Here is a 24,030-nt window from a genome sequence, read left to right as displayed (position 1 = left end):
AAGGGGTGCCGGCGAGCCGGCGGCTCCGTTCTAGGTCTCTGAATTCTTGTATGCAAGAATTTTTCGACAGCGAGCCGGCCGCGCGATATACAGGGCGTTATGGATAGTTCGGCCGATACGACCCCGCTCGCAGCGCTTCTCGCTCAGGTTCCGCAGCCCGAGCCGGGCCGGCGCAAGGGCGCCTTGCACGGCAGCACGGTCGCAAAACTGCGCAATCTGATCGTCACCGGGGCGCTGGCGCCGGGTGCTAAGCTGAATGAGCGCGAGCTCTGCCTGCAGCTCGGCGTCTCGCGCACGCCGGTGCGCGAGGCGATCAAGACCTTGACGCAGGACGGGTTGCTGCGCGCGCTCCCGAATAAGTCCTCGGTCGTCGCCGAGCTCGATGTCGGCGAGATCGAGGCGCTGATCGATGTCGTTTCGACGATAGAGGGGCTGGCGGGGGAACTCGCTGCGGCGCGCGCCACGGACGAGGCCGTCGCCGAGATCGGCATGCTGCACTACAGGATGATGCTGCATCACACCCGCGACGAGCTGCCGGGCTATTTCGAGGCCAACAAGGCCTTCCATCGCCGGATCGTCGAGCTCGCCGGCAATCCGGTCCTGCTCTGGATCTGGGAATTGCTGGCGCTTCGGGTCGACCGCGCCCGCTATTCGTCGAATCTCTGGCCGAAGCGCTGGAAGATGGCGATCCAGGAGCATGAGCAGATTCTGGCGGCGCTCACCGCCGGCGACGCCGCCCTGGCGAGCCAGCGCCTACGCGAGCATGTCCGCAACGGCTTGTCGGGACTCGTCGCGGCCTTGAAGGAGAGGGGAGGGGTTGCCGAGGGGCGTTGAGCCGCACACCGTCTTTCCGGGGCAGGCCGCAGGCCTGAGCCCGGAACCCATGAACACGGCCTTTTCCGTCATGGTCGGGCTTGTCCCGACCATCCACGTCTTCCTCCGGGCAATTCGGTGTTCAAGACGTGGATGCTCGCCACAAGGGCGAGCATGACGAACTGGATCCATGTCGTGTTCATGGGTTCCGGGCTCGCTGCTGCGCAGCGCCCCGGAAAGACGGCATAGGCAGTTGCGTGCCTATCCTCAGTTCGCCTGCCCAACCTCCGGAAGCATCTTCAGCACTGCGATCGCGTCGAGTTCGCTATCGCCCTGCGCGACCAGCATGCGGTAGAGCGTCGTCGCCTGGGCGACCATGGGCATGGCGAGGTGCTGCTCGCGCCCGGCCTCCATCAGCATTTCGAGGTCCTTCAATACCTGCCTGGCATAGCCCTTCGGCGCGAAGTCGCGTGCGACCATGCGCGGCATCATTGCCTGCAGCACCGCCGAATTGCCGAGGCCGGGCGCCAGCGCTGCCGGGATCTTGTCGGCGTCGACGCCATAGGCCTCCGCCAGCCGCAGCGATTCCGCCACGACCACATAGTTGGTCAGGCACAGTGCCTGGTTGACCAGCTTGGTCGCCTGGCCGGCGCCGACCGCGCCCATATGGGTAAAGAGACCGAGGCTCTCCGCCAATGGCCGCACCGCGGCGATTGCCTCCGGTGTGCCGCCGGCCATGATCGCGAGCTTGCCGGCCTCAGCCGCCGGCGGGCCGCCCGAGACAGGCGCGTCGATGAAGCCGATGCCGGCTTCCGCCAGCGCCGCCGCGAGCGCCTTGGTCACGCCGATCTCGGTCGTCGAGAAGTCGATGACGATGGCGCCTAGCTGCAGCTTCGCCGAGAGGATGCCGCCGTCGCCGCTGACCACGGCCTGCACCGCCTTGGTGGTGGTCACCGCGATGCAGACGGGATTGGCGCGCTCGGCCACCTCGGCAGGCGAGGCGGCGAGGACGACGCCGAGCGCTTCGGCTTCAGCCCGCCGGGCCGGGTCGAGGTCGTAGCCGACGACGCTGCGGCCGGTCGCGATCAGGCGCTTGCAGAAGCCCGCGCCCATCAACCCGAGGCCGATGAAGCCGACGGTCTCGCTCATCTGCCTTGCCAGTTCGGCGTGCGCTTGCCGAGGAAGGCTTCCATGCCCTCGCGGAAATCGGCGCTGGTATAGCAGAGGGTGACGAGGTCATCGCCGTGGATATCGGCGCTCGCCGCTGCCGTGAGACGACGCAGCGCCTCCTTGGTGGCGCGCATCGTCAGAGGTGCGTGGCCACGGATCGTTTCCGCCAGCTCCTTCACCCGCGCCATCAGCGCGGCATGGTCGGCGACGAGCTCGTTGTAGAGCCCGATGCGGTGGCCCTCCTCAGCCTCGACCAGCCTTGCGGTGAAGATGATGTCCTTGACGCGGGCGGGGCCGAGCAGACTGGCGAGGCGGGCATAGTTCGCCATCGACAGGCAGTTGCCGAGCGTGCGCGCCACCGGGAAGCCGAAGCGGGCCGATTGCGTTGCGATCCTGAGGTCGCAGGCGCAGGCGATCGCCGCGCCGCCGCCGGTGACGGCGCCGGCGATCGCCGCGATGGTCGGCACCGGGCAGCTCTCGATCGTGGTGATCACCCGCTCGATCCGGTTCTCATAGGCGAGGGCGTCCTCGGCCGTCTTGAACTCGCGGAACTGCGAGATGTCGGTACCGGCGGCGAAGGCCTTCTCGCCGGCGCCCGTCACCACGAACACCTTCGGCGCGCCGTGCTTCTCGGGATTGCCGAGGATCTCGGCCAGTCCCTCATACATGGCGAAGGTCAGCGCATTGCGCGCCTGCGGCCGGTTGAGCGTGACCGTGCCGACCCCTCCGGCCACGTCGTAGAGGATCTCATCGTTCATCTAAATGCCTTTCAGATCGCGCCTTCGGCCTTGAGGTCGGCGATGGCCGCCTCGTCGAAGCCGAGCTCGGTGAGGATTTCGAGATTGTGGTCGCCGGCGTCCGGCGTCGGAGTCGCGATGCTGGAGGGTGTGCGTGACAGGCTGACCGGCTCGCCGACGACGCGAATCTCGCCGAGCTTGGGATGCCGGACCGGCTGCGCGATGCCAAGGTGCTGGACCTGCGGGTCGTCGAAGACGGCATCGACCGCGTAGATCGGCCCGGCCGGCACCGAGGCCTTCTCGCAGGCGTCGAGCCAGTAGGCGCTGTCTTGCGTCGACATGATCTCCTCGAGCAGCACGCGCAGCTCCGGCCGCGCCGCGAAGCGCTTCTCCATGCTGTCATAGCGCGGATCGGTCGCGAGCTCAGGCCGGCCAAGCGCGCCGCAGAAGGAGCGCCAGTGCCCCTCGGCGCCGACGCCGAGATTGATGTGGCCGTCGCGCGTCGCATAGACGCCCATCGGCGTCGCATAGGGATGGTCGTTGCCGGCCTGCGGAGGCACCTTGCCTTCGACCAGATAGCGCGCGACCTGGAAGTCCATCATGCCGATCTGGGCTTCGAGCAGCGAGGTCTGCACCCACTGTCCCTTGCCCGAGACGGCGCGCTCCTGCAGCGCCACCAGCGCGCCGATCGCGCCATAGAGGCCGGCGGCGGAATCGGCGACGGCGATGCCGGCACGCACCGGCCCCTGGCCGGGCAGGCCGGTGACCGACATCATCCCGCCCATGCCCTGCGCGATCTGGTCGAACCCGGCGCGCAGGCGGTAAGGCCCGCTCTGGCCGAAGCCCGAGATCGAAACCAGGATCAGGCGCGGATTGAGCGCATGCAGTGTCTCGAAATCGAGGCCGAGCCGCTCCTTCACATCGGGCCGGAAATTCTCGACCAGCAGGTCGGCATCGGCGATCAGCTTGCGCAGGATTTCCTTGGCCGGTTCCTTCTTGAGGTTGAGCGTCAGCGAGCGCTTGTTCCGATGCAGGTTCTGCATGTCGTAGCCATGCCGCGGCCCGCTCATGTTCTCGTTCGGATCGAGCCCCGGCGGGCTCTCGACCTTGATCACGTCGGCACCGAAATCGGCGAAGATGCGGGTGCAGGTCGGTCCGGCGCGCACGCGCGTCAGATCGAGCACGCGCAAGGCTTGAAGGGCAGTGGACGGCGTCGGGCGGGGCATGATGGTCCGGAAAGCGTGACAGAGGCGGCGACTATCCCGTCATCAATCCGAGGCGTCAATTGTCAGCGCTGTCTTGCATGCAAGATTGGTGGGCACCCTATGCGCCAGCCGGACAACGGGGACACGAAAGCGCTGGGACACAAGCGTTGACGTCCGGCGGAAAGCCTTGCGAGCTTGTCGGGCAGCGTCGGCAACGGACGCGCGGATGCGGGAGGACAACGATGACGGTGGTCGCACTGTTCGGCGCAGGCGGCAAGATGGGCATGCGGCTCGGCCACAATCTCGCCCGTTCGCGGTTCGAGACCCGCCATGTCGAGATCAGCCCGGCGGGACGGGAACGCATCCGCGAAGCTTTCGGTGCCGAGTGCGTCGATCCGGACGCGGCGATCGAGAGAGCCGACGTCGCGATTCTCGCGGTGCCGGATACCGCCGTCGGGGTGGTCGCGGCCGGCCTCGTGCCGAAGCTGGCGGCCGGGACGATCGTCGTCATCCTCGATGCAGCGGCGCCCCATGCCGGCCATTTGCCCGAGCGCGCCGACATCACCTATTTCGTCACCCATCCCTGCCACCCGCCGATCTTCAATGACGAGACCGAGGCGGCGGCGCGGGCCGACCATTTCGGCGGCGTTGCGGCCAAGCAGCACATCGTCAACGCGCTGATGCAGGGGCCGGAGGCGCATTACGCCCTCGGCGAGGAGGTCGCGCGGGCGATCTGGGCGCCGGTGATGCGCTCGCACCGCGTCACCGTCGAGCAGATGGCGATCCTGGAGCCCGGCCTCTCGGAAACCGTCTGCGCGACCTTGCTTGATGCGATGCGCGAGGCGATGGAGGAGGCGATCGCCCGCGGCGTGCCACGCGAGGCGGCGCGCGACTTCCTGCTCGGCCATATGAACATCCTGGCGGCGGTGACCTTCGGCGAGGTCCAGGGCGTGTTCTCCGACGCCTGCAACAAGGCGATCGTCTTCGGCAAGGAGACGATCCTGAAACCGGATTGGAAGCGCCTGTTCGAGCCGGACGCGATCGCCGACAGCGTCCGGCGCATCACCTGAAGGTTGTGCGGCGAGCTTCGACCGATTTCGAAGCCCATGTTATGGCTGCTTCGCCGGCTGGGCCGGCATGCCTTTTGGAGAATTGAGATGAGCGCGATCAGCCAGAAGCCCGGCACCACGGTCGACGATGCAGCCCAGCTGCGCGCGATCGTCGGCGAGGAGTCCCTGGTCGTTCAGAAGAAGGTGCTCGATCGGCTCGACAAGTTTTGCCGCGACTTCATCGCGCTGTCGCCCTTCCTGGTGCTGGCCACTGCCGATCGGGAGGGCGGGGTGGATGCCAGCCCGCGCGGCGACGGGCCGGGCTTCGTCGAGGTCCTCGATGAGCGCACGCTGCTGATCCCGGATCGGCGCGGCAACAACCGGGTCGATTCCTTCCGGAACGTGCTGAGTTCGCCGGGCGTCGGCCTGGTCTTCTTCGTTCCGGGGATCACCGAGACCTTGCGCGTCAACGGCAGGGCGCGGATGACCACCGACGCCGTGCTGCTGGAGCCCATGGCGATGCAGGAGAAGGCGCCGAAGCTCGGCCTGATCGTCGAGGTCGACGAGGCCTATTTCCATTGCGGCAAGGCGCTGCTGCGCTCGAAGCTCTGGGCGCAGGAGGCGCAGGTCGAGCGCTCGAGCTTCCCGACGCTCGGCCGCATTGTCGCGGAGCAGACCAGGGCGGTCGACGCTGCCGAGGCCGACGCCAACCTCGAAGAGGCCTATCGCTCGCGGCTCTATTGAGCGCGCGCGGCTGCGGAGGGGCGGGGATTTGTCGAAGGCTGACCAGCCCTTGCCGGCGACGCGCTTCAGCTTCCGGCTTGACTTCACGCCGGGCGGGCGCCTCGGCCCCGGCAAGGTGCAGTTGCTGGAGGCGATCGGCGCGACCGGCTCGATCTCCGCCGCCGGCCGCTCGATGAAGATGTCCTATCGCCGTGCCTGGCTGCTGGTCGACGATCTCAACCGCATTTTTAAGTCACCGCTGGTCGAGGCCCAGCCTGGCGGGGCGAAGGGCGGCGGCGCGCATTTGACCCCGCTCGGCCGCGAGATCGTCGCGAATTACCGCGCCATCGAAGCGAAGACGCTGGCGGCCGCCGCCGAGCAGATCGCAGCCCTGCGCGCGGCCGTCTCGCCGACGGCGCCTGCCCGCGAGCCCAGCAAGAAGGCCTGAGCCCTCAGGGGGTATCGATCGAGACGCTCTTGATCACGGCATAAACCGGGCTGCCCGGTTTCAGTTGCAATTGCTCGGCCGATTTCACGGTGAGGCGGGCGAGCAGGCCGGCGCCACCACAGTCGAGTCTCACTTCCAGCGAACCGCCATCGCCGTGCCGGGCGCCGATCGCCGAGACGCGTCCGGGCAGGACGTTGAGCGCGCTGATCCCGTCGAGCGGCTTCAGGCTGAGCATCACGTCGCTGGCGACGATGCGCACGCGCAGCGCCGTGCCTTCCGGAACGTTGCGGCGGGCTATCTGCAAGGGGCCGGCCGCAGTCTCCAGGATCGTCAGCGCGTGCCCCGGCTCGTGGCGCAGGACGCGCGCATCGAGGATCGCGCCGGCTTCCGCCGACATGGAGAGGATCGGCACATCGGGGCGCGACATCAATTCGGCCGTCGGCCCGCTCATCGAGACCTTGCCCTGGTCGAGGATGACGAGATGGGTCGCCAGCCGCGCCACCTCGGCGATCGAATGCGAGACATAGACGATCGGGATGCCGAAGCCGTCGCGCAGGCGCTCGATGTAAGGCAGGATCTCGGCTTTGCGCTCTTCGTCGAGCGAGGCGAGCGGTTCGTCCATCAGCAGCAGCCGCGGCTTAGCCAGCAGCGCCCGGCCGATCGCGACGCGCTGCTTCTCGCCGCCGGACAGCGCGCCCGGCTGCCTTTGCAGCAGATGGCCGATGCCGAGTAGGTCGAGCACGTCGTCGAGCCTGCTGCCGCCATCCTCGGCCTTCGGCGCGAACCAGCGGCCATAGAGCAGGTTCTGCCGCACCGAGAGATGCGGGAAGAGCCGCGCCTCCTGAAAGACATAGCCGATGCGGCGTTTGTGCTTCGGCACGAAGATACCGGCGGCGCGGTCGACCATCACCCGCCCGTCGATGACGATGCGGCCTTCCTGCGGCCGGATCAGCCCGGAGATCACCTTGACCAGCGAGGTCTTGCCCGAGCCGGAGCGGCCGAACAGAGCCGTCAGCCGCCCGTCGGAGGCGAAGGCAGCATCGAGCGAAAAGGCGCCCAGCCGATGCGCCACGGAAACCTCGATGACCGCGCTCATTCGACGGCGATCCGCCGGCCGACCAAACGTGCCAGGAACTCCGAAGCGAACAGCGCCGCGACCGAGATCGCGATCGAGATCAGGGTCAGCCGCATCGCCCCGGCGTCGCCATTGGGCACCTGGGTGAAGGTGTAGATCGCCGAGGGCAGGGTCTGCGTCTCGCCGGGGATGTTTGAGACGAAAGTGATGGTTGCGCCGAACTCGCCCATCGCCTTGGCGAAGCACAGGATCATCCCGGCCAGGATGCCGGGCAGAGCAAGGGGCAGCGTCACGGTGAGGAACACCCAGAACGGACTGGCGCCGAGCGTTCCGGCCGCGTCTTCCAGCTTGCGGTCGATCGCCTCTATCGAGAGCCGGATCGCCCGGACCATCAGCGGAAAGCCCATCACGGCGCAGGCGAGCGCAGCCCCGGTCCAGCGGAACGAGAGAACGATGCCGAACCAGTCATGGAGGAACTGGCCGATCGGCCCACGACGGCCGAAGCCGATCAGCAGCAGATAGCCGGTGACGACCGGCGGCAGGATCAGCGGCAGATGGATGACGGCCTCGAGCAGCGACTTGCCCCAGAACCGCCCGCGCGCCAGCAGCCAGGCGACGGCGAGCCCCAAGGGGAGGCTCGCCAGCATGGCTGTGGTGGCGACAATCAGGCTGAGGCGGACGGCCGTCCATTCCTCCGGGGACAGCCAGTCGCTCACGATGACGAGGCGGGCTTGTTCAGCACCGTGAAGCCCTGCTTCTCGAAGCTGGCCTTGGCGCCGTTGCCGCGCAGCCAGGTCAGAAAGGCCTGTGCGTCGGGATTGGCCGATTCCTTGGTGATGGCGACGGGATAGACGATCGGTGGGTGCGTATCCTCCGGGAAGGTCGCGATCACCTTAACCTTCGGGTCGGCGGCGGCGTCGGTGGTGTAGACGATGCCGAGCGGCGCTTCGCCGCGCGAGACCAGGAGCAGCGCGGCGCGGACGTTGTCGGCCTGCGCCACCTTGTCCTTGACCTTGTCCCAACTGCCCAACTTCTCCAGCGCCGCCTTGCCGTATTTGCCGGCCGGCACCGAATCGACATTGCCCATGGCGAGCCGGCCCTGGCCGAGCGCGGCGGAGAGGTCGACGCCCGGCGCCAAGGTTGCCGTGGTCTTGGCATCGGACGGCGCGATCAGCGCGATCCGGTTGGCGAGCAGGCTGACCCTGCTCTCCTTGACGATCAGGTTCTTCTGCTGGGCGTAGTCCATCCAGTCGAGATCGGCCGAAAGGAAGAGATCGGCCGGCGCGCCGTGCTCAAGCTGCTTGGCCAGCGCATTGCTCGCCGCATAGGAGATCTTCGGCGCGGGCTTGCCGCTATCCTTGGTCCAGTTAGCTGTGGCCTCGTCGAGCGCGTTCTTCAGGCTCGCGGCGGCGAAGACCACCAGTTCCTTGCTCTGAGCCAAGGCCGGGCCGGTGAAGGAGGCGACGCCGATCAGCAGCGCGGCCGTGAAGCCCACGAAGCTGAAGCCCACGTTTCGGCGGTTCGATGACATGAGGGTCCTCGCTGCGGCAGCCGTCGCTATGTGCGGCTGAATATAACGGCGAGTCACCAAAGGTCGAGTCCGCCTGGTACGATCTCGCGACGATGTCAGATCGAGGAGATCAGCATGAAGATTTCCGCCCGCAACCAGCTCAATGGTGCCATCGTCGAGATCGTGAAGGGCTCGACCACCGCCCATGTGACGCTCGATGTCGGCGGCGCCATCGTCACCTCGGCGATCACCGATGCCGCGGTCGACGAGCTCACGCTCGCAGTTGGGCGGCAGCCTATGCTGTGGTGAAGGCCTCCGACGTGATGATTGCGATCGATTGATCGTTGCGTGCCCGATGCCGGCCGCGCTAGCCTTCCCCGCAAAGAAAAAGGCCCACGCCAGAGCGCAGGCCCAAGTCTAGGGAGGAAACGCCCAAGGAGGGCGCCGCAACATCTCTGTTGCGGTGCACAGGAGATAGGGCGCTCCGGCTCGGCTCGCAAGGGGGAGGGGGCAGCAAGGCTGACCTTAATTTGAGCACACTGCGATTTTTCGCGCCGTTTGCGCGAAAATGGGGGCCGTAAGCAGATGCCTGAGACGAAACGACGCGGGGCGAACGTTTGCCGAAATGGATTTTCGGCACTGTTCATCGCTGCGGCAATGGGCGCGAGCGAAATCGCAGAAGCTCAGGTGCCGCCGTCTCCGGCCGAGATATCCGTCTATGACGGGCTGCATCTGGCGGCCTGGCGCGGCGACCTTCCGGCCCTCCGGCAGGCGGTTGCGGCTGGCGGTGGCCTCGAAGCTCGCGACGGCCAGGGCCGCACCGCGCTGCATGTCGCAGCCCATGCCCGCCAGCGCGAGGCGATGCGCGAGCTTGCGAAGGCGGGCGCCGATCCGCGCGCGCTCGATGGCCGGGCCTATGATGCGATCACCATCGCGGCGGTCGCCGACGATATCGAAACGATGCGTACCGCGCTCGCCATTGGCGGCGATCCGCGCGCCATAACCAGCCCCTATCAGGGCACGGCTCTGATCGCGGCCGCCCATCTCGGCCATGACGGCGTGGTGCGTGAATTGATCGCGGCCGGCGCACCGCTCGACCATGTCAACAATCTCGGCTGGACCGCCCTGATCGAGGCGGTGATTCTCGGCAATGGCGGCCCGCGCCATGTCGAGACGGTGAAGGCGCTGGTCGCGGCGGGCGCACGGCGCGACCTAGCCGATCGCGAGGGCACGACGCCGCTCGAACATGCCCGTCGCCGCGGCTATGCGGCGATGGTTGCCCTGCTGCAGTAGTCAGGCGGGGAAATCCGGCGCCGGCAAACTCGCAACCAGCGCCGTCAGTCCATCGCTGTAGCGCTGGCGCAGATCCGTCCAATAGGGATGGTGGCTGTCATATTTGGCGAGATGCCGGGTCGAGAAGCTGTCGGCCTCGTAGCGCAACAGGTCGATCGGCGGTGCGACCGAGAGATTGGAGCGCACCGTTGCGTCGAAGGAGAGCAGGGCGAGCTTGGCTGCCTCGTCGAGGCCGCTGGCCTCCTGCAAGGCCCGGTCGAGGATCGGCTTGCCGTATTTGGTCTCGCCGAGCTGAAGGAACTGGGTCCGCCCGGAGGCCTCGACGAAATTGCCGGCCGAATAGACCTGGAAAAGCCGATGCGGCTCGCCGGCGATCTGGCCGGCGACCAGGAAGGAGCCGTTCGGATCGCCATAGGGCTCGACGAAACTGCGGTTGAGGCGCAGCACCTCGCGCAGCACGCCGCCGACGATCTGCGCCACGTCGAACATGGTGCGCGCCGCCAGGATGTCGCGATTCTCGCCGCCCGCGGCGCTGTCCTGCTTATGCCTGGTGTATTGCCGGATCATGGTGATCACGGCCTGCGTCGTGGCCAGATTCCCGGCCGAGAGGATCGCGATCACCCGCTCGCCCGGTACCTCGAACAGAGCAAGCTTCTTGACCACGGCGATCTGGTCGACACCGGCGCTGGAGCGGGAATCTGAGGCGAGGATCAGCCCCGACGGCAGCAGGATCCCGAGGCAATAGGTCATGAGCGGCTCCCCAGAACGGATGCAGCATGCGCAGGGTTGCCGCCTCTGCCAAGGGAGGCTCATGCAATTTTGGCGCTGATTTCTCCGTCATTGCGAGCTCCCGGGGTCTTGCCTTCGGCAAGCCCGAGGACAGCTCCGCGAAGCAATCCAGCAGGGCTCGCTCGACATGCTTCCTCGTTGCGCTCCTCGCCATGACGAGATAGTGCGCTTCAGTCCTTCTGTTTCGCCGGCCCGGTCGCGACGGGGCGCTCGCTCGCGCCCCATTCGGCCCAGGAGCCGTCATAGACGGCGCGCGCCGGCTTGCCGAGCAGCTCCAGAGCCGTCGACAGGATCACCGCCGAGACACCCGAGCCGCAGCTGGTCAGCAGCGGCTTGTCGATGTCGACGCCGGCCTCGCGGAAGGCAGCGGCGAGGGCTTCCGGTTCCTTGAGCTTGCCATCGGCCACCAGCGTCGAGGAGGGCAGGTTGAGCGCGCCGGGCATATGGCCGGAGCGCAGGCCCGGGCGCGGCTCCGGCGCTTCGCCGCGGAAGCGATCGGCCGGGCGGGCATCGACCACCTGGATCGCGCCGCTCTCAAGCGCCCGCGCCACGTCGTCGATGTCGGCGACGGCGGAATGGTCGAGCCTGGCGGTGAATGTGCGCGGCGCACGGATACGTGGCGCGCCATCCCTCACGGGCCGGCCTTCGGCCAGCCATTGCGGCAGACCGCCTTCGAGGATGACCACGTCCTTGGCGCCGAAGGTCTGGAAGGTCCAGCGCACGCGCGGCGCCGAGAACAGGCCAAGCCCGTCATAGACGACGATGCGCATGCCGTCGCCGATGCCCATGGCACCGACCGCGGCGGCAAACGCGTCCGGCCGCGGCAGCATGTGCGGCAGGCTGGAATTCTCGTCCTTGATCGCGTCGATGTCGAAACGCACCGCGCCGGGAATGCGCTGCTGCAGATATTCGGCATCGGCATCGCGGTTCTGGGCGGGAAGATAGAAGGAGCCATCGACGATGACGATATCCGGCGCGTCGAGCCGCTCTGCCAGCCATTGCGTGGAAACGAAGATGTCGTTGCGGGCCATGCGCGGTTCCTCGAAAGAGTCTGTTCTCAGGATGTTATGATGGAAACTTCACGCGAGTGCGATGCGCACGCGCCGATTCTGCTTGCCCTTCTTCTCGACATCGGTGACGGCGACGGCACCGATCTCCAAGGTGTTGCGCACATGCGTGCCGCCGCAGGGCTGCAGGTCGATGCCCTCGATCGAGACCAGCCGGACCCGGCCTGAGCCGCGTGGCGGCTTGACCGACATCGTCTTGACCAGGCCGGGATTGGCATCGAGCTCTTCGTCGGTGATCCAGCGCTCGCTGATCGCTGCGTTCTTCGCCACCAGGGCGTTGAGCTTCTCGGTCAGCTCGGCCTTGTCGAGCCCGCCTTCGGGGATGTCGAAGTCGAGCCTTCCGTCGCCGTCGCCGATCGCGCCGCCGGTGACCGGATAGGGCAGGACGACGCTGAGCAGGTGCAAGGCTGTATGGATGCGCATGCGCTTCAGCCGGCGTTCCCAGTCGAGCTTTGCCGTTAAGATATCGCCGATGGCGGGCGCCGCCTGGCCTTCGAGCGGGACATGCAGGACGCGGCTCTTGTCCTCGGGATTGTAGATCGCGGTGCCGATCGCGATTTCGGAGCCGTCGCCGCGGACGAGCACGCCGGCATCGCCCGGCTGGCCGCCGCCAGTGGCGTAGAATACGGTCCGATCGAGCTCGATTCCGCCGCGCTCATTGATCGCGACGACGGTCGCGGGCGTCTCGCTGAGATAGGCGTCGTCTCGGAACAGCAATTCGGTCGGCATCGCGATCTCCATGGTTCGCTCGGTTTATCGCAGGCGAGGCCGGGCTGGAAAAGCCGGTGGAGGCCAAGTGGCCCCGTCATCGGCAGGGCTTCCGCTGCGGGCCTGTCATCACTAGGGTCCGGCACAAGACTGCCGCGGCATGGAGGCCCGATCGAGACATGACCCCGCCGCGCATCGAACCGCAGGATGGCGTCGCCTGGGTGACCGGGGCGAGCTCCGGCATCGGCGCGGCTGTGGCGTTGGAACTGGCGCGGCGCGGCTGGACGGTCGCCGCGACGGCGCGCCGGCTCGACAAGCTCGAGGCGCTGGCGCTCAGCGCCGGCGGGCTGCCGGGGCGGATCGTCGCCCATGTCGGCGACGTCGCCGATCCCGCCGCCATGGCCGCAGTGGTCGAGGGCATCGAGAGCGTGCACGGGCCGATCGCGCTCGCCTTCCTCAATGCCGGCATCGCCCCGCGCAACGGACCGGGCCTGATCGACGTCGCCGCCTTTGAGCAGGTCTTCGCGGTCAATCTCATCGGTGTCGTGCGAGGCGCCGCCGCCGTCGCCGAGCGCATGGCCTCGCGCGGCAAGGGCCAGATCGCGGTCAACGCCTCGCTGGCGGGCTATCGCGGCCTGCCGGGCGCGGCCGCCTACGGAGCCTCCAAGGCGGCTGCGATCCATCTCTGCGAGGCGCTGCGGTTCGATTGCGAACGGCACGGCATCCGCCTGCAATTGGTCAATCCGGGTTTCGTCGAAACTCCGATGACCAAGCGCAACAGCTTTCCGATGCCGTTCATGGTGTCGCTGGAGGCGGCGGCCGTGCGCATCGTCGAGGGCTTTGCCCGAGGCGGCTTCGAGATCGTCTTCCCCCGTCGTCTCGCCTGGCTAATGAAGGGGATGCGATTGCTGCCTTACCCGGCCTATTTCTGGGCGATCCGAAAACTGGCCGGCGAGCATCGCGGCGGCAGGCGCGACGGGGCGGTGTAGCGGAGAAGATTCTGTGCCCAACTGCTTGGGCGGTGGCGTTCACAATCACGGCGAGCCTGAGCCGAACCGCGTTTCGAGCCAGCTCACGCCAAAGGCGGTGATCGCCGCCGCACCGACCAGCACGGAAGAAGCGCTACCGATCAAACCCTGTCGGCCTTGGCCGCTGGCGAGAAATTGGGTCACGATCTCCGCGAAATAGTCCTCGGCCAGCCTGTCGACGATCGGATCGCCGGTATCGAATTCCTCGATCATGCGCCATTGCCTGCCGGCCGGCGTCGCCAGCGGCACCTCGACCCGCTTGATGCGCTTGCCGGGGATGTCGGCCAGGTGCTCGGCATGGTGTAGCAGCGTCAGCGTGTCGAGCGGAGCGCCGAGCATCAGCACCTTGCCGCCGGCGGCGACGAGCTTGGCGAGCGGCGAGCCCTCGCCATAGCCGTAGTCGAGCGGATGATCGGCGGTGAACCATTCCGCCTTCGCTCCGAGCGCGACGATGGAGGCGCCAGGATTGCTACTGCGCAATGCACCGGGCGTCGTCCGCAGGAACTCCGGCAGCACGCCGTTGTCGCGGATCGCGCGTGAGCGCTGCGGATCGAAGGGCGGGATGTGGTCGCGCCATTCCGGCGGCACGCGGCCGTCCTCGTCGCACAGATCTTCATAGCGCGCTTCCCAATCGGCATACGCGAGGACGGTGCCCTCGTGGCCAATGACATCGCAGAGCGCGGAGATGATGGTGTCAGGGCCATCGAGCAGACGGCCGACCTTGCTCACGGCCGCGTGGACCATCACGGCATCGCCAGGAGCAAGGCCGAGCTTGGTGAGATCAACGGCCAGCGAAGCGCGCGTGACGAAGGAGGCGGGAGGCGGCGTCATGGTGGCGGGCTATTCTGAACGAAGGGCGGCAAAGGCGTCGAGGGCGCGTTGGCGGCCGAAGTCCAGCGCGATGATCGGCTTTGGATAGTCCTGGCCGAGAACGATCCCCGCCTTGTTCAGTTCGCCCGCCGGCGCTTCCCAGGGGCGGTGGATGAACTTGTCGTCGAGCCTAGCCAACTCGGGGATGAAACGCCGGACGTAGACGCCCTTCGGATCGAATTTCTCGCCCTGTGTCACCGGATTGAAGACACGGAAATAGGGGGCGGCATCGGCACCGGAGCCGGCGACCCATTGCCAGCTCGCCGGATTGTTGGCGGGGTCGGCATCGACCAGCGTGTCCCAGAACCAGGTCTCGCCGGCGCGCCAATCGGTCAGCAGATGCTTGATCAGGAAGGACGCGGTGATCATCCGGACACGATTATGCATCCATCCGGTCTGCCAGAGCTCGCGCAGGCCAGCATCGACGATCGGATAGCCGGTCAGGCCCTTCTGCCACGCCTTCAGGCCGGTTTCGTCCTTCTCCCAGGACATCGCGTCGAAGCGGCGATCATAGTTGACGCTGGCGAGGCCCGGATTGTGGAAGAGCAGATGGTAGGAGAACTCGCGCCAGCCGATCTCGCTGAAGAATTTTTCGACGTCGCCAGCCGAACCCGGCGTATCGCCTGCCGCCAGCGCCGCCGTCGTCGCATGCCAGATCTGGCGCGGACTGATCTCGCCAAAGCGCAGATGTGGCGACAGCCGAGAGGTCGAGGGCTTATCCGGCCGATCTCGCCCTTCACGATATCCGGCGATCGCCTCGCCTACGAAAGCGTTGAGACGCTGCCGGGCTCCATCTTCTCCGGGCGTCCAGGCTTCACGCAGCCCGCCGGCCCAGTCGGGCGCCGTCGGTTCGAGGGCAAGATCCGAGACCGCGAGAGCCTGCTGGCGTAGCGCGGCCGGCAGTCGGGCCTTGCTGAGCTGGCGCGGTTTCGGAAGCGGCGCCGACGGCTCGCCGCGTTCGCGCACGGCGCGCCAATAGGGCGTGAACACCTTGAACGGCCCATCCGCCTTGGTCGTGACCTGCCAGGGTTCGTTGAGCAGATTGGCGTTGAAGCTCTCGACCTCGATGCTGCTGTCGATGAGCGTGGCCTTCAGCGATTTATCGAGCTCGATCGCAGCTTTGTCGTACCGTCGGTTCCAGGCGACGTAGCCGGCACCCGTCTCGCGAGCGACGCGCGGCAACAGCTCCGCCGGATCGCCGCGCAGGATGAGCAGCTCGCCACCCTTGGCCGCGATGGCCTCCGACAGCGCCGTCAGCGAGCGCGACAGCCACCAGCGCGCTGCCCCGCCGAGCGGCCGGCGATCGGGCGATGTGTCGAGGATGTAGAGGCAAATCAGCGGACCGCGCTCGATCGCAGCTCTGAGGGCCGGATTGTCGGACAGGCGCAGATCGTCGCGAAACCAGAGCAGGGCAGGGCGTGCTGTCACTCGATCGGGCCTTCTCGCTGCGGTGCTCTGATACGCCTATTGAGGCGGATTGGTTTCGTGGCGCAAAGGGATAGGGCTGCCGCGAGCCGCCGCAGTTCGTGATAGATTAGGTCGGCTGCGCGCAAAAGCAGGGGATGGGCCATGGCGAGTCCGGAAGTCGAGGCCTTGAGTCGCCGGATCGCCGCACTCGAAGCGCAGCTCGCGGCCCTGCTGCAGGCGGTCAATGTCGGGCGTGGCGGCACTGTCGCGATCACCGCCCCGGCCGGGCTCTCGATCACGGTCGGCGGCACCTGCACCATCAATGTTGGTGCCGAGCTGGCGCTCACGGTCGGCAGCAATTTTCGCACGGCGGTCGGCTCGGCCTATGTCGTCAATGTCGGCGCCGGCATGCGGACTACCGCGGGAACCAGCATCGGCGTTTTCGCCGGCACTGCGCTGACCATGAACGCCAATCGCGAGATCAGCCTGGCGACGCGGGCCTTCGAGGTCGCAGCCGCCGTCAGCATCGATCTCGACAGCAGCAAGGATTTCGAGATCGCCAGCGGCAAGTCGCTCGCGGTCAAGGCTGCCGACGCCATTCTGCTCGACGCAGGCTCGGCCGAGCTCGACCTGAAGAAGGACGGTTCTGTCGATCTCAAGGGCAAGGACGTGAGCATCCGGGCGAGCGGCAAGATCAACGTCACGGCGAGCTCTGACGTCGTGATCAAAGGCTCGAAGATCAAGCAGAACTGAGGCTCGGCTCAGTCGCCGCCGCCACCGCCGCAGCCGCCACCATCGCCTCCGCCGCTATCGCCGCCTCCACCATCGGAGCTGCCGCTGTCGCCGAAGCCGCTGGTGCCGCCGTCGAATGACGAGCTGGAGAAGTCGCCGCCGCATTGCGTGCCGCGGTCGCCATTGCGCCTGAGCGCCTCGCAATCGGGCGTGTAGGCGAAGCCGTTCGCGATCTTGAGCTTGGTGTCGAGCGCAAACAGCAGCGGAAGGCGCGTCGGGCGGATCGGGTCGATGTTTTCGTCGCGGCAGCAATGCCACCAGACGCGGCGCAGCGCAGAATTGTCGCTGGGCGCGCCCTCTCGCAAGGCGACCGCCGGCGTGTGGTGCAGGAAGCGTCCGAAGGCCTGGTTGCAGAAGCGGCCATAGTCGCGGGTGTAGAGGATGAACTCGTGCCAGAGATCGTCCGCGACCTGCGAGGGCATCGCGACCTCGCGTCGCCCGGAGTTGAGATAGGCCAGGAAGAACTGCCGCAGGCCTTCGGAGACCAGCGCCGTCTCCTTGCGGGTGAAGCCGGGATGGTGGGCGTCCAGCTTGTCGAGCAGTCCGCGTGGCCAAGGGTAGCGGCGGATGAACTCCGCGCGGCGCAGGCGCTTGTACGAAGCCAGCGCCTTGCCCGCGACGAGCAGGAGAACGACCGCCACCATCATGCCGATGATAATGGCGGCGGCGCTCATTGCTCTGCCCCGTCAGTGCGCCTGCGGCGTCGCCTGTTTTGGCTCCGCCAGCTTTTTCCTGCTGCCGAGCGAGGCGAGCCAGCGCACCACGACGTAGAACACCGGGGTGAACAGCAGGCCGAAGGCGGTCACGCCGATCATCCCCGAGAACACGGCGACGCCGAGCACCTGGCGCATTTCGGCGCCGGCGCCGATCGAGATCGTCAGCGGCAGCACGCCGAGGATGAAGGCGAGCGAGGTCATCAGGATCGGCCGCAGCCGGGTCCTGGCCGCCGCGATCGCCGCATCGCGCCGGCTCATGCCCTCGTCCTCGGCCTGCTTGGCGAATTCGACGATCAGGATCGCATTCTTCGCCGCAAGGCCGACGAGCACCACGAGGCCGATATCGACAAGCACGTTGCGGTCGAAGTTCTGGTAGTCGACGCCGACCATGGCCGCGAGGATACACATCGGCACGATCAGGATGACCGCCAGCGGCAAGGTCCAGCTTTCGTACAGCGCCGCCAGCAGCAGGAAGACGAAGACGACGGCGAGGCCGAAGGCGATGATCGCGGTGTTGCCGGCGAGCTTCTCCTGCAGCGCGATCTCGGTCCATTCGAAGCCGAAGCCGGCCGGCAGGACCTTCTGCGCGATCTGCTCGACCGCTGCGATGCCCTGACCGGTCGAGTAGCCGCGCGCCATCGACAGTTGCACTTCGGCTGCCGGATAGAGGTTGTAGCGCGGCACGCGATAGGCGCCGGTCGTGTCGGAGAAGGTCGCGACCGAGCCGATCGGCACCATCTCGCCATCGGCATTGCGCGTCTTCAGATCGGCAACGTCGCGAATGTCGAGCCGGTTGGGGTTGTCGGCCTGGGCCGTGACGCGGAACGTGCGACCGAGGATGTTGAAGTCGTTGACATAGGCCGAGCCCATATAGACCGACAGCGTCTCGAAAATGCGGGTCACTGGCACACCGAGCATTTCGGCCTTGGTGCGGTCGATATCGGCATAAATCTGCGGCGTCCTGGTCGAGAACAGGGTGAAGGGCTGCTGGATGCCCGGTGTCTGGCCGGCCGTGCCCGCCACCGCCCAGGTCGCGGCTTCCAGGGCGGGCAGGCCGCGTCCGCCGCGATCCTGGACATAGCCCTTGAGGCCGCCGCCGCTGCCGATTCCTGGAACCGCCGGAGGCTCGATGATCAGCGCGAAGGCCTCGCCGATCCCGAAGAGTTGGGTGCGCAGGTCGTTGAGGATGGCCTGAGTGGTGAGACCGGCCTTGGCGCGCTCGCGGAAGTCGGAGAGCGTGACGAAGGCGACGCCGGCATTGGGCGCGAGCGTGAAGGTCGCGCCATCGAGGCCGGCGAAGGCGACGGCATGGGCGACGCCCGGCCGCGACAGCAGGATGTCGGTCGCCTTCCGGATGACTGCGTCGGTTCTTGGCAGCGACGAGCCCGGCGGCAGCTGGAACACAGCGATGAAGTAGCCGCGGTCGAGCTGCGGCACGAGGCCGGTCGGGATGGCGGCGAGGCGCTGGCCAGCAACGGCGATCAGCGCGGCATAGACCAGCAGCATGATGACGCCGAAGCGGATCAGGCGCGAGGTCACCGCGCCATAAGCGCGCGAGAGCCAGTCGAAGCCCTTGTTGAAGTACTTGAAGAACCAGCGCAGCGGCGCGCTGAGCACGGCCAGGAAGCCCTTCGGCTCCTCATGGCTGTGCGGCTTCAGCAGGATCGCGGCCAGCGCCGGCGACAGCGTCAGTGAGACGAAGCACGAGATCGCCGTCGAGGCTGCGATCGTCACCGCGAACTGCTGGTAGAACGTGCCTTGCAGGCCGGTGATGAAGGCGGTCGGGATGAACACGGCGCAGAGGACCAGGGCGATCGCGAGCAGGGCGCCGCCGACCTCGTCCATGGTCTTGTGGGCCGCGTCCACGGCGCTCATGCCCTGCGCCAGATAGCGCTCGACGTTCTCGACAACGACGATCGCGTCGTCGACGACGATGCCGATCGCCAGCACCAGCGCCAGCAGAGAGATCGTATTGAAGGAGATGCCGACCGCGCTCATCACCAGGAAGGTGCCGACCAGCGAGACCGGGATCGCGATGATCGGGATGATCGCGGCGCGCCAGGTCTGCAGGAACAGGATAACGACGATCACGACGAGCACGACCGCCTCGAACAGCGTCGTCACCACGGCCGAGACCGATTCCCGGATGAACTCCGTCGGGTTGTAGACGATGGTGTATTCGACGCCGGCCGGGAAGTTGGCCGACAGCGTCTTCATCGTCCGGATGAGAGCGTCAGACGCAGCTAGCGCGTTGGTGCCGGGGCGCTGGAACACGCCGATCGCGACGGCTTCCTTGTTGTCGAGATAGGAGTTCGACAGATAGTCCTGCGCGCCGAGCTCGACGCGGGCGATGTCGCGCACGCGGATCGTGCCGCCATCGGCATCGGAGCGGACGACGATGTTGTAGAATTCGTCGATGCTGGTCAGGCGGCCGAGCGTGTTGACCGAGAGCTGGAAGGCGCCATCCGACGTCGCCGGCGGCTGGTTGATCGCGCCCGCCGCGACCTGGATGTTGGCGGCGCGGATCGCGGCGACGACGTCGCCGGCGGTCAGGTTGCGGGCCGCGACCTTGGCCGGATCGAGCCAGACGCGCATCGAATAGTCGCGCGCACCGAAGACCTGCACGTCGCCGACGCCCTCGACGCGGGTCAGCACGTCCTTGACGTTGAGCGTGGTGTAGTTCGAGACGTATTGCTGGTCGCGCGAGCCGTCCGGCGACAGCATGTGGATGACCATCAGGAAGTCCGGCGAGGCCTTGCGGACCTGCAGGCCGAGCGCGCGCACCTCCTGCGGCAGGCGCGGCTCGGCGGCCGAGACGCGGTTTTGCACGAGCACCTGGGCCTGGTCGACATCGGTGCCGGCCTTGAAGACCACGTTGATCGTCACGCGCCCGTCGCCGGTCGACTGCGACGAGATGTAGAGCATGTCGTCGACGCCGTTGACCTCCTGCTCGATCGGTGCGGCCACCGTCGAGGCGACGACCTCTGCCGAGGCGCCCGGATAGTTCGCGGTGATCGTAACCGTCGGCGGGGCGATCTCGGGATACTCAGCGATCGGCAGCGTGCGCAGCGTGATGGCGCCGGCGATCGTCAGCAGCACCGAGAGCACGGTGGCGAAGATCGGCCTGTCGATGAAGAAATGGGCGAAGCGGAACATGCTTTGGTCCTGGCCAAAGAGAGGAGGGCGGACGGAAGATGCCGTCCGCTCTTGGCGCGGCCTGTTCAGGCCATCAGTTGGCGGCGGCCGCCTTGATCTCGGTCGGCTGCGGCGTCACAGCCACGCCCGGGCGCACCATCGGGTTGGCGATACCGGTCACGATCACCTTGTCGGCCGGGGTCAGGCCCTTGGTGATGACGCGCAGCCCGTCGCTGATCGCGCCGAGCTGAACCGGCTTCGGCACGACCTTGTTCTCAGCGCCGACGGTGAGCACGATCTTGTTGGCCTGGTCGGAGACGATCACCGAGTCCGGCACCAGCAGGGCATCGGCTTCGCCGGCAAACAGCCGCAGCCGCCCGAAGGTGCCAGGCGTCAACAGGCCGTCCGGATTCGGGAAGACGGCGCGGGTGCGGATCGTCGCCGAGCGGGCGTTCAGCGCGTTGTCGACGAAGTCGATCTTGCCTTCGCGGTCCCATTTGGTTTCGTTCGAAAGCCGCACGCGAACCGGCGTGCCGGGCTTGCGCAGATCCTGCGATTGCGAATAGCGCAGATAGTCGGCCTCGGAGGCGTCGAAGACGAACTTGATCGGATCGACCGCGACGATCGTGGTCAGCAGCGTCGCGCCCGACTGGCCGCCGGCGATCAGGTTGCCGGCGTCGACGCGCCGGTTCGAGGCGCGGCCGGCGAGCGGCGCGCGCACCTGCGTCCATTCGAGATTGAGCTCGGCCGTCTTCAGATTGGCCTCGGCCGCCTGCTGGCTGGCGATCGCGCTGTTGAGATTGGCGCGGCGCTGGTCGATGTCGCGGGCGGTGATGGTGCGGTTCTGCGTCAGGCCTTCGGCGCGCTCGACCTCGTTCTGGGCGAGGTCGACCTGCGCCTTGGCGCGCGCCACCTCGGCCCGGGCAGCGTCGACGGCGAGCTTGTAGGGCCGCTGGTCGACGGTGAACAGCAGATCGCCCGACTTGACGAGGTCGCCATCGCGGAAATGCACGGACTCGACGAAGCCCGAGACGCGGGCGCGCACATCGACCTGCTCGCTGGCCTCGAACCGGCCGGTGAACTCGTCCCAATTGGTGACGCGCTTGGCGAGCGGGGTCGCGACGGTGACCGGGGGGGCCGGCGGCGCACTTTGCGCAAGAGCCTCGGCTGAGAGGGCCGGAAGCAGGACCGCCAGGGCGACGAAGGCCCGGCTGGAGCGGCGGATCATGTGAAACTCCGAAAATGCGGGCGCGGCGCAACCTTCACGGTTTCCGGCCAACGCGCAACAACTCCATCCCGCTGACGATTGTCAAGTTTCTTCACTCGACATTTTGGTGTAATTTTCATCGCGGCGGCTCATTGTCGTTGCAAGACTCCGTGAAGCCGGCCGCGCACATGCGCTTGCTGGCGACGGGCGGAAGCTCTACCTGGAGGACGCGCGCGCCCGCGTCAGCAGCAACACCGCATGGAAGTCCTCTCATGAATGCGCATGTCCGTCCCGCCGACCCGAAGAAGCTGATCAAGGGCGCGACCGGCGACTGGGAGATCGTGATCGGCCTCGAGATCCATGCGCAGGTCACCTCCAACGCCAAGCTGTTCTCCGGCTCCTCGACCGCCTTCGGCGGCGAGCCGAATGCCCATGTCAGCCTTGTCGACGCGGCGATGCCCGGCATGTTGCCGGTGATCAACGAGGAGTGCGTGCGCCAGGCGGTCCGCACCGGCCTCGGCCTCAACGCCCAGATCAACAAGCGCTCGGTCTTCGATCGCAAGAACTATTTCTATCCCGATCTGCCGCAGGGCTACCAGATCAGCCAGTACAAGCACCCGGTCATCGGCGAGGGCGAGATCGCGGTCGATCTGTCGCCGACCGAGCAGATCAGTGTCGGCATCGAGCGCCTGCATCTCGAGCAGGACGCGGGCAAGTCGATGCACGACCAGCACCCGACCATGAGCTTCGTCGACCTCAACCGCTCGGGCGTTGCGCTGATGGAGATCGTCTCCAAGCCGGATCTGCGCTCGGCCGACGAGGCCAAGGCCTATGTCTCCAAGCTGCGCACCATCCTGCGCTATATCGGCTCCTGCGACGGCGACATGGAGAAGGGCAACCTGCGCGCCGACGTCAACGTCTCCGTGCGCAAGCCGGGCGCGCCCTTCGGCACGCGCTGCGAGATCAAGAACGTCAACTCGATCCGCTTCATCGGGCAGGCGATCGAGGTCGAGGCCCGCCGCCAGATCGGTATCCTCGAGGATGGCGGCACGATCGACCAGGAGACCCGGCTCTACGATCCAGGCAAGGGCGAGACCCGTTCGCTGCGCTCCAAGGAAGAGGCGCACGACTATCGCTATTTCCCCGATCCGGACCTGCTGCCGCTCGAATTCGACGACGCCTTCATCGCCGAGCTGAAGGCGCATCTGCCCGAGCTGCCGGACGCCAAGAAGGCTCGCTTCATCGCCGAATACGGGCTCTCGCCCTATGACGCCTCGGTGCTGGTCGCCGAGCGCGAGCAGGCCGATTATTTCGAGGCGGTCGCGAAGGGGCGTGACGGCAAGGCCGCTGCGAACTGGGTGATCAACGAATTGTTCGGCCGCCTCAACAAGGAAGGCAAGGACGTCTCGGCCTCGCCGGTTTCGGCGGCGCAGCTCGGCGGCCTGGTCGATCTGATCGGCGAGGGCGTGATTTCGGGCAAGATCGCCAAGGACCTGTTCGAGATCGTCTGGACCGAGGGTGGCGACCCGCGCGAGATCGTCGAGGCCCGCGGCATGAAGCAGGTCACCGACACCGGCGCGATCGAGAAGGCGGTCGACGAGATCATCGCCGCCAATCCGGACAAGGTAGAGCAGGTCAAGGCGAAGCCGACCATGCTCGGCTGGTTCGTCGGCCAGGCGATGAAGGCCTCGGGCGGCAAGGCCAATCCGCAGGCGCTTAACGAGATCCTGAAGAAGAAATTAGGCATCGAGTGACGCAGAAGGACTTGATCATCCGCGATGCGCTCGCCGCCGATCTGCCGGCGGTCCGCTCGCTATTGGTCGAGACCTGGCACGACGCCTATGACGGCATCTATGGCTGGCGCCGCGTCGCCGAGATCACCAATGCCTGGCACTCGCTCGATGCGCTGGCGGCCCAGCTCGGCCGCGACAGCGGCGTCTTCCTGGTTGCGCTTCTGGGCGAGGAGATCGTCGGTACCGCCTCTGCTCGCCGCGAGCCCGACCGGGCGGCGATGCTGACGCGGCTCTATGTCTCGCCGGCGCGGCAGGGCGAGGGAATCGGGCGTACCTTGCTGCAGGTCGCGCTCGCCTGCTTTCCCGAGGCGCCGGTGGCGCGGCTCGAGGTCGAGAGCCAGAACGAGCTGGCGATCGCCTTCTATGAGCGCATGGGCTTCTTCCTGCAGCGCCAGGCTCGCTTCGATGGGCGCGAGGACACGCCCAACACGCTGATCATGGCCAAGCGCCTGGTGATGATCTGAGGGCATCGCCGGCAAATCCACGGAGACCGAG

At 67.0% G+C, this 24,030-nt stretch carries 23 protein-coding genes and 1 pseudogene; 10 read left to right on the top strand and 14 right to left on the bottom strand.

Annotated elements, in window-relative coordinates:
- The first annotated feature begins 99 nt into the window (after positions 1-99).
- A complete protein-coding gene (locus ACFPOB_RS07900; RefSeq protein ID WP_377797255.1) occupies positions 100-834 on the top strand; it encodes a GntR family transcriptional regulator in 735 nt (244 codons plus the stop codon).
- 246 nt (positions 835-1,080) lie between these two features.
- On the opposite strand, the gene ACFPOB_RS07895 is transcribed toward ACFPOB_RS07900, so the two are convergent.
- Genes ACFPOB_RS07895 through ACFPOB_RS07885 form a run of 3 tightly spaced genes read right to left on the bottom strand, consistent with a single transcriptional unit; the run spans position 1,081 to position 3,946 of the window.
- Positions 1,081-1,962, bottom strand: a complete 882-nt coding sequence (locus ACFPOB_RS07895; RefSeq protein ID WP_377797253.1) for an NAD(P)-dependent oxidoreductase — start codon at positions 1,960-1,962, stop codon at positions 1,081-1,083.
- Complete coding sequence (locus ACFPOB_RS07890; RefSeq protein ID WP_377797251.1) at positions 1,959-2,741, bottom strand: enoyl-CoA hydratase/isomerase family protein; 783 nt, start codon at positions 2,739-2,741, stop codon at positions 1,959-1,961. Before ACFPOB_RS07890 ends, ACFPOB_RS07895 begins: the two co-directional genes overlap by 4 nt.
- Before the next feature lie 11 nt (positions 2,742-2,752).
- The gene (locus ACFPOB_RS07885; protein ID WP_377797249.1) at positions 2,753-3,946 is read right to left on the bottom strand and encodes a CaiB/BaiF CoA transferase family protein; all 1,194 of its coding nucleotides are present in this window, start codon (positions 3,944-3,946) and stop codon (positions 2,753-2,755) included.
- A 221-nt stretch (positions 3,947-4,167) separates the two neighbouring features.
- Here ACFPOB_RS07885 and ACFPOB_RS07880 point away from each other — a divergent pair, with 221 nt between their 5' ends.
- From ACFPOB_RS07880 to ACFPOB_RS07870, 3 genes are all read left to right on the top strand, one after another.
- Positions 4,168-4,995: a phosphogluconate dehydrogenase C-terminal domain-containing protein gene (locus ACFPOB_RS07880; protein ID WP_377797247.1), complete on the top strand. Its 828-nt coding sequence runs from the start codon at positions 4,168-4,170 to the stop codon at positions 4,993-4,995.
- 87 nt (positions 4,996-5,082) lie between these two features.
- Positions 5,083-5,718, top strand: a complete 636-nt coding sequence (locus ACFPOB_RS07875) for a pyridoxamine 5'-phosphate oxidase family protein (protein WP_377797245.1) — start codon at positions 5,083-5,085, stop codon at positions 5,716-5,718.
- 28 nt (positions 5,719-5,746) lie between these two features.
- Positions 5,747-6,145, top strand: coding sequence for a winged helix-turn-helix domain-containing protein (locus ACFPOB_RS07870; RefSeq protein ID WP_377797243.1), 399 nt, complete (start codon positions 5,747-5,749; stop codon positions 6,143-6,145).
- A 4-nt stretch (positions 6,146-6,149) separates the two neighbouring features.
- Here the strand turns inward: ACFPOB_RS07870 and modC are convergent, their stop codons facing one another.
- From modC to modA, 3 genes are read right to left on the bottom strand one after another with little or no spacing between them, the layout of a single operon-like run.
- The gene (modC, locus tag ACFPOB_RS07865; RefSeq protein ID WP_377797241.1) at positions 6,150-7,241 is read right to left on the bottom strand and encodes a molybdenum ABC transporter ATP-binding protein; all 1,092 of its coding nucleotides are present in this window, start codon (positions 7,239-7,241) and stop codon (positions 6,150-6,152) included.
- A complete protein-coding gene (gene modB / locus ACFPOB_RS07860; RefSeq protein ID WP_377797239.1) occupies positions 7,238-7,936 on the bottom strand; it encodes a molybdate ABC transporter permease subunit in 699 nt (232 codons plus the stop codon). The genes modC and modB overlap by 4 nt, the downstream gene beginning before the upstream one ends.
- Positions 7,933-8,751 (bottom strand): molybdate ABC transporter substrate-binding protein, encoded by an 819-nt coding sequence (gene modA / locus ACFPOB_RS07855; protein ID WP_377797238.1) that lies wholly within the window; start codon positions 8,749-8,751, stop codon positions 7,933-7,935. Before modA ends, modB begins: the two co-directional genes overlap by 4 nt.
- Positions 8,752-8,865: 114 nt before the next feature.
- On the opposite strand from modA, the pseudogene ACFPOB_RS07850 reads away from it, so the two are divergent.
- Together ACFPOB_RS07850 and ACFPOB_RS07845 are read left to right on the top strand one after the other, a co-directional pair.
- Positions 8,866-9,071: pseudogene (locus ACFPOB_RS07850) on the top strand (TOBE domain-containing protein).
- A gap of 346 nt (positions 9,072-9,417) precedes the next feature.
- Positions 9,418-10,023 (top strand): ankyrin repeat domain-containing protein, encoded by a 606-nt coding sequence (locus ACFPOB_RS07845; protein ID WP_377797236.1) that lies wholly within the window; start codon positions 9,418-9,420, stop codon positions 10,021-10,023.
- Here the strand turns inward: ACFPOB_RS07845 and ACFPOB_RS07840 are convergent, their stop codons facing one another.
- From ACFPOB_RS07840 to ACFPOB_RS07830, 3 genes are all read right to left on the bottom strand, one after another.
- Positions 10,024-10,773: a proteasome-type protease gene (locus tag ACFPOB_RS07840; protein ID WP_377797234.1), complete on the bottom strand. Its 750-nt coding sequence runs from the start codon at positions 10,771-10,773 to the stop codon at positions 10,024-10,026.
- A 209-nt stretch (positions 10,774-10,982) separates the two neighbouring features.
- Entirely contained in the window at positions 10,983-11,843 is an 861-nt protein-coding gene (sseA, locus tag ACFPOB_RS07835; RefSeq protein WP_377797232.1) for a 3-mercaptopyruvate sulfurtransferase, read from the bottom strand.
- Positions 11,844-11,891: 48 nt separating this feature from the next.
- Entirely contained in the window at positions 11,892-12,620 is a 729-nt protein-coding gene (locus ACFPOB_RS07830) for an alanyl-tRNA editing protein (RefSeq protein ID WP_377797231.1), read from the bottom strand.
- 146 nt (positions 12,621-12,766) lie between these two features.
- Between ACFPOB_RS07830 and ACFPOB_RS07825 the strand changes: the two genes are divergently transcribed.
- Positions 12,767-13,576, top strand: coding sequence for an SDR family NAD(P)-dependent oxidoreductase (locus ACFPOB_RS07825; protein WP_377797229.1), 810 nt, complete (start codon positions 12,767-12,769; stop codon positions 13,574-13,576).
- Positions 13,577-13,621: 45 nt separating this feature from the next.
- Here the strand turns inward: ACFPOB_RS07825 and aac(3) are convergent, their stop codons facing one another.
- Positions 13,622-14,446 carry an aminoglycoside 3-N-acetyltransferase gene (aac(3), locus tag ACFPOB_RS07820; protein WP_377797228.1) on the bottom strand — a complete coding sequence of 275 codons (825 nt, stop codon included), beginning with the start codon at positions 14,444-14,446 and terminating at the stop codon, positions 13,622-13,624.
- A 9-nt stretch (positions 14,447-14,455) separates the two neighbouring features.
- The gene (locus tag ACFPOB_RS07815) at positions 14,456-15,913 is read right to left on the bottom strand and encodes a cryptochrome/photolyase family protein (RefSeq protein WP_377797226.1); all 1,458 of its coding nucleotides are present in this window, start codon (positions 15,911-15,913) and stop codon (positions 14,456-14,458) included.
- 141 nt (positions 15,914-16,054) lie between these two features.
- Between ACFPOB_RS07815 and ACFPOB_RS07810 the strand changes: the two genes are divergently transcribed.
- Positions 16,055-16,645 carry a DUF2345 domain-containing protein gene (locus ACFPOB_RS07810; RefSeq protein WP_377797225.1) on the top strand — a complete coding sequence of 197 codons (591 nt, stop codon included), beginning with the start codon at positions 16,055-16,057 and terminating at the stop codon, positions 16,643-16,645.
- Positions 16,646-16,653: 8 nt separating this feature from the next.
- Here ACFPOB_RS07810 and ACFPOB_RS07805 read toward each other — a convergent pair whose 3' ends face one another.
- The 3 genes from ACFPOB_RS07805 to ACFPOB_RS07795 all read right to left on the bottom strand — a co-directional run bounded on the left by ACFPOB_RS07805 (position 16,654) and on the right by ACFPOB_RS07795 (position 21,763).
- On the bottom strand, positions 16,654-17,358 hold the full coding sequence (locus ACFPOB_RS07805) for a glycine-rich domain-containing protein (protein ID WP_377797223.1): 705 nt from the start codon (positions 17,356-17,358) through the stop codon (positions 16,654-16,656).
- Positions 17,359-17,370: 12 nt separating this feature from the next.
- Positions 17,371-20,556 (bottom strand): efflux RND transporter permease subunit, encoded by a 3,186-nt coding sequence (locus ACFPOB_RS07800; protein WP_377797221.1) that lies wholly within the window; start codon positions 20,554-20,556, stop codon positions 17,371-17,373.
- 73 nt (positions 20,557-20,629) lie between these two features.
- On the bottom strand, positions 20,630-21,763 hold the full coding sequence (locus tag ACFPOB_RS07795; RefSeq protein ID WP_377797220.1) for an efflux RND transporter periplasmic adaptor subunit: 1,134 nt from the start codon (positions 21,761-21,763) through the stop codon (positions 20,630-20,632).
- 251 nt (positions 21,764-22,014) lie between these two features.
- Between ACFPOB_RS07795 and gatB the strand changes: the two genes are divergently transcribed.
- Both gatB and ACFPOB_RS07785 read left to right on the top strand, forming a co-directional pair.
- Entirely contained in the window at positions 22,015-23,496 is a 1,482-nt protein-coding gene (gene gatB / locus ACFPOB_RS07790; protein WP_377797218.1) for an Asp-tRNA(Asn)/Glu-tRNA(Gln) amidotransferase subunit GatB, read from the top strand.
- Complete coding sequence (locus ACFPOB_RS07785; protein WP_377797216.1) at positions 23,493-23,999, top strand: GNAT family N-acetyltransferase; 507 nt, start codon at positions 23,493-23,495, stop codon at positions 23,997-23,999. Before gatB ends, ACFPOB_RS07785 begins: the two co-directional genes overlap by 4 nt.
- Positions 24,000-24,030 lie beyond the last annotated feature (31 nt).

The sequence above is a fragment of the Allobosea eneae genome, from assembly GCF_042657265.1.
Classification (GTDB): domain Bacteria; phylum Pseudomonadota; class Alphaproteobacteria; order Rhizobiales; family Beijerinckiaceae; genus Allobosea; species Allobosea eneae.
Note: the sequence above shows the minus strand (reverse complement) of the source record. Positions and strands in the feature narration are given on the sequence as shown.